This window comes from Microbacterium sp. C448, assembly GCF_000582705.2.
In the GTDB taxonomy this organism is placed as follows: domain Bacteria; phylum Actinomycetota; class Actinomycetes; order Actinomycetales; family Microbacteriaceae; genus Microbacterium; species Microbacterium lacus_A.
The window spans coordinates 1-4,180 of the sequence record NZ_HG779598.1; the positions used below are offsets into that span (position 1 = coordinate 1).

Consider the following 4,180-nt stretch of genomic DNA (forward strand, 5'->3'; position numbering starts at 1 on the left):
GGGTGTTTCGCCGCACAAGGGGTGTTTCGGCGCTGAAGCCGAGGGGATCGGGCGGCTGCTAGGGCGTTGGGCGCCGCCGCGGCAGCACGACCACCAGCACCGCAATGAGCGCGATCGCCACGGCGATCAGCGCGCGCGGCACGTCGAGGTTGGCGCCCGTCGGCCACGCCACATCCAGCACGACGGATGTCGCGAGCAGGCCCACGACCGAACCGAGCCCGAGCAGCAGCACGCCCGTGTACCGGACGAGCCCGGCCGACACGAAGATGTACACCACCCCCGTGGCACCGCCGAGATACAGCCACGGGTTTGTCGGGAGCACCGCGGGCGGACCGACGAACGCGATATGGATCGCGGCAGCGATCCCGAGGATGACGGTCCCGCCCAGGAAGTTGACGAACGTCGCGGCGAAGGCCGACTCGACGCGCTGTCGGAGGCGTCCGTTCGTCGCCTGTTGCCACGCGATTCCCGCGCCCGCGAGGAAGGGCAGGGTCAGCATCCACCACGGCACCGACACCACGGTGCTGCCGACGAGCCCCACGGCGACCGCGACGAGCGCAAGCGCTCCGCCCCCGACGCGACGCATCGTGACCGGCACGACTCCCGCGGGCCCGTAGCCCGCCCGGTCGAGCACGAGTCCCCCGACCGTCTGGCCCGCCACGACCCCGACGGTGAACAGCGACACCCCGAGCAGTCCGACCGTCAGTCCCTGCGTGACGGTCGTGAGCGCGCCGGCCAGGCCACCCAGAAGCATCCAGAGTGGGATGCGCCGTTCTCGGACGCCCGCGAAGAGTCGACCCATCGCCGCCCGACCCGCGGAGGTGACGGGGGCGAGCACGAGCAGGATCAGCAGCCCCGATCCGAACGACACGAACGCGGCGAAGATCCCGTCCCCGGATTCGCTGCCGAGACCGCCGTTCATGCGCGCCTGCACGGCGGTCATCGCGCCGACCGAAACGGCACCCAACGCCGAGATGAGTACCGGGGGGCGCTGACGCACGGCCACTCCCCCCTCTGGAGCCGACTACGGGACTTGAACCCGTAACCCCCTAATTACAAGTTAGGTGCGCTACCAATTGCGCCAAGTCGGCAGGTCCACCAGTCTAACGAGGACCGAGGATGCTCCGCGTTACGGAGTGGGCGACGGCGTGGCCGTCGGGGTGACTGACGGCGTGGGGGTCGGCGTCGAGAAGTAGGCCTCGCTCGCCAGAGTGAGTACGAACTGCGCGAACTCTTTCGCATCGGTCAGGTCGCCGTTGTACGGCGTGCCGTTGACGTAGACCTTCGGGCCGGTCAGCGCCGCGTCGGTGCCCTCGACGGGTTCGGCGAGCGCTCGCGCGGTCGCCTTCTGAACCCACGGTACGAAACTCGCGTTCTCGATGCATCGCGTGACCCGCTTGGGGTTTTCGACCCCCACGGCCTGCGCGAGGACCGCCAGGTCAGTGTCGCTCAATCCGTCGGTGTCGAGCTCGGGGCGCTGCTCGAGAAGCTTGTGATTGAACGCGAAGAACGAGGTGGGCGCATACGTCGCAACACATGCCGCCGCACCGGCCGAACGCAGCGAGTACTTGGTCCCGTTGGATTTGCCCGTCAAGAGAGCGACCGGGTGATACGAGATCGTCGCCGCTCCCTCCGATACCCATTCCGAGAGCTGCTGGGCATTCGCGAGCTGGAAGTCGGAGGATGCCTCGGACAGGTAGTCGACGTAGACCTCGACCTGCAACGGCTGCTGGGTCGACGTCGGCTCAGGAGTGGCGGCCTCGGTCGCCTCGGGAGCAACCGCATCAGATGACGCGGGCGGGGCCTCTGCCGCGCCGCCGCCCGAGAAAGATGCCAGCACGCTCGCGGGAATCGAGTCGACCACGATGCCGTCGTCCTGCACGGTGGGAGAGAGCTGCGGCTGCGAGGCAGACTCGCCGAGCGTCCAGGCCACGGCGACGCCCGCGCCGACGACGACGGCCGTTACGACGACACCGCCGACGACGATGCGCGCGAGGCGCCCTCGACGCTGGCGGGCCTGGACGGCAGCCGCCTTCTCGCGTACCGCCTCGCGGCGGTCGCGACGCGCGGGGACGTTGGGCGTCTCATCGCTCGACATGAAACCTCTGAATCGCTCGGGCCGAAAGCGTCGGGCGCTTCCGGGTGGGACGCGCACGGGAAAGCGACATCCGCATCCGATGGTAGTCAGAGAGGCTGGGAATCACCCAGACGAGGCGCCTATTGCTGTGCCATAATTCCGAGAGGCGCGCCGATGCGCCTGCGGCGGCTAAACCCCGCCACTTCCATTCACTACGGATCGTCCGGCACGTACCTGCCGGTGAAGGAGAAAACAATGTCGTCTGTCACGTTCGACAACGCCACCCGCCTGTACCCCGGCGGTGAGCGACCCGCCGTCGACAAACTGAACCTCGAAGTCGCCGATGGCGAGTTCCTCGTTCTCGTCGGCCCCTCCGGCTGCGGCAAGTCCACGTCGCTGCGCATGCTCGCCGGCCTCGAAGAGGTCAACTCGGGACGCATCCTGATCGGTGACCGCGACGTCACGGACGTCCCGCCGAAGGATCGCGACATCGCGATGGTCTTCCAGAACTACGCCCTGTACCCGCACATGACGGTCGCCGAGAACATGGGCTTCGCCCTGAAGATCGCCGGCGTCGGCAAGGACGAGCGTGCCGCCCGCGTTCTCGAGGCCGCGAAGCTGCTCGACCTCGAGCAGTACCTGACCCGCAAGCCCAAGGCTCTCTCGGGTGGTCAGCGTCAGCGCGTCGCGATGGGTCGCGCCATCGTGCGTCAGCCCCAGGTGTTCCTCATGGACGAGCCGCTGTCGAACCTCGACGCCAAGCTCCGCGTCCAGACCCGCACACAGATCGCATCGCTCCAGCGCCGCCTCGGCGTCACGACGGTCTACGTCACGCACGACCAGACCGAGGCCCTCACGATGGGTGACCGCATCGCCGTTCTGAAGGATGGCGTCCTGCAGCAGGTCGGCACGCCCCGCGACCTGTACGAGACGCCGAAGAACGTCTTCGTCGCCGGCTTCATCGGATCGCCCGCCATGAACCTCTTCACGGTCCCGCTCGTCGAGGGTGGCGTCCAGTTCGGCACGTCTGTCGTCGGAATCGAGGCCGACACGATCAGCCGCGCCCACGGCAGCGAGGTCACGATCGGCGTTCGGCCCGAGGACGTCGTGCTCGGCCCGGCGGACGGCCCGGGCCTCTCGGTCACGGTCGACCTGGTCGAAGAGCTCGGCGCCGACGGCTACCTCTACGGCCACGCGGACGTCCTCGGCAAGCGCACCGACCTGGTCGCGCGCGTCGACGGTCGCCGCCACCCGAACGCCGGCGAGACGGTGACGCTCGCGCCGATCCCCGGACACATGCACGTGTTCGACGTCGTCACGGGCGACCGCCTCAGCGACAAGCCCGTCGTTTCGGCGTAACTCCCTTGTGCGGCGCGGGTCCTCTTCGGAGGCCCGCGCCGCACGCATTTTCTCGCGCCCGCAGCACCCGAAACCGACGGAGGAGACACCGTGAGCGATGCCCTCAGCATCACCGCGAGCGAGGTCGACCCGGGCTTGCTGACCCTGCCCTGGTCGTTGCCGCTCGCCGAGTGGCCGAGCAGCACGATCGTCTCGCTTCCCAAGGGCCTTTCGCGTCACCTGGTGCGTTTCGCGAATCTGTCCGGCCGCGTCGTGGCCGTGAAAGAGACGACGGCCGAGATGGCGCGGCGTGAGTACGAGATGCTCGGCAACCTGCACCGACTCGACGTGCCGTGCGTCGACCGCGTCGCGGTCATCGCGGGACGCAAGGATGCCTCGGGCGAGCCGCTCCCGGCAGCCCTGGTGACCGCGCACCTCAAGTTCTCGCTCCCCTACCGCGCCCTGTTCACCCAGGTGCTACGGCCCGACACCGCCACACGCTTGGTCGATGCGCTCGCGGTGCTGCTGGTGCGCCTGCACAACGTCGGCTTCTTCTGGGGTGACGTGTCGCTCTCCAACACGCTCTTCCGGCGCGACGCGGGCGCCTTCGCCGCGTACCTCGTCGACGCCGAGACCGGTGAACTGCACGAGAGCGGCCTGACCCTCGGTCAGCGGGAGCACGATCTCGACGTCGCGCGCACCAACATCGCCGGCGAGATCATGGACCTCGAGGCGGGCGGGCGGCTCGAGGGCGGTGTCGACGCG

At 68.8% G+C, this 4,180-nt stretch carries 4 protein-coding genes and 1 tRNA gene; 2 read left to right on the forward strand and 3 right to left on the reverse strand.

The window, feature by feature from the left end:
• Window positions 1-58: 58 nt before the first annotated feature.
• The 3 genes from MIC448_RS01495 to MIC448_RS01505 all read right to left on the reverse strand — a co-directional run bounded on the left by MIC448_RS01495 (window position 59) and on the right by MIC448_RS01505 (window position 2,098).
• A complete protein-coding gene (locus tag MIC448_RS01495) occupies window positions 59-1,000 on the reverse strand; it encodes a DMT family transporter (RefSeq protein WP_243419843.1) in 942 nt (313 codons plus the stop codon).
• A gap of 15 nt (window positions 1,001-1,015) precedes the next feature.
• Window positions 1,016-1,091: transfer RNA gene (locus MIC448_RS01500), tRNA-Thr, on the reverse strand.
• Between the two features lie 38 nt (window positions 1,092-1,129).
• On the reverse strand, window positions 1,130-2,098 hold the full coding sequence (locus MIC448_RS01505) for a thioredoxin domain-containing protein (protein WP_036295001.1): 969 nt from the start codon (window positions 2,096-2,098) through the stop codon (window positions 1,130-1,132).
• 234 nt (window positions 2,099-2,332) lie between these two features.
• Between MIC448_RS01505 and MIC448_RS01510 the strand changes: the two genes are divergently transcribed.
• Together MIC448_RS01510 and MIC448_RS01515 are read left to right on the forward strand one after the other, a co-directional pair.
• The gene (locus MIC448_RS01510) at window positions 2,333-3,436 is read left to right on the forward strand and encodes an ABC transporter ATP-binding protein (protein WP_036295003.1); all 1,104 of its coding nucleotides are present in this window, start codon (window positions 2,333-2,335) and stop codon (window positions 3,434-3,436) included.
• Between the two features lie 90 nt (window positions 3,437-3,526).
• The coding region (locus tag MIC448_RS01515) for a lipopolysaccharide kinase InaA family protein (RefSeq protein WP_036295006.1) at window positions 3,527-4,180 on the forward strand (654 nt) is incomplete at its 3' end.

What these genes read in the sequence shown, in the direction of transcription:
- MIC448_RS01510 (WP_036295003.1), top strand. Translation starts at nt 2,333, where the DNA reads ATGTCGTCTGTCACGTTCGACAACGCCACCCGCCTGTACCCCGGCGGT.
- MIC448_RS01505 (WP_036295001.1), bottom strand. Translation starts at nt 2,098, where the DNA reads ATGTCGAGCGATGAGACGCCCAACGTCCCCGCGCGTCGCGACCGCCGC.